Origin of the sequence: Brevibacillus sp. SIMBA_040, assembly GCF_046535075.1 — a bacterium.
Classification (GTDB): Bacteria; Bacillota; Bacilli; order Brevibacillales; family Brevibacillaceae; genus Brevibacillus.
Map to the genome: position 1 here is coordinate 1 of NZ_JAWRXI010000084.1, position 358 is coordinate 358.

The following is a 358-nucleotide window of genomic DNA, read 5'->3' on the forward strand; positions in this document are numbered from 1 at the left end:
GTATAAGGCCCGGAGCAACTCCCAGGGTTCTTGCATGTCTCCGGTCTGCGCAGACTCGATGAAGGCCTCCTCCAGAGCTTCCCAGGCTAGTTCTTTTACCTCTGCAGGCACTTCTTTAAACCGGCTCAAGACTGCATTAAAGACATCATCAACGAAAGGTTCATCTTTCCATGTAGAGAAAGACACGTGATTTACCCGATTCAAACCCAGTTTGTTTGCTGTGGTATCTGTAGATAGTAATGGGGGGGAATTTATGGTCGAAAGTGCCAAGTAAGAGCCATATGAGGTTCTAATCGCCACGACATGGTTACTCGAACACCGGGTGGTATTCTGGTGTGAGGGGTCTTCAACTCCTTCC

1 protein-coding gene is annotated in these 358 nt (G+C 48.6%); it reads right to left on the reverse strand.

Annotated features, from left to right (window positions below; translation table 11 throughout):
* Positions 1 to 300 (reverse strand): hypothetical protein (locus tag SB752_RS32070; RefSeq protein ID WP_410719449.1); only part of this gene is annotated, 300 nt, incomplete at its 3' end.
* Between the last annotated feature and the right edge of the window lie 58 nt (positions 301 to 358).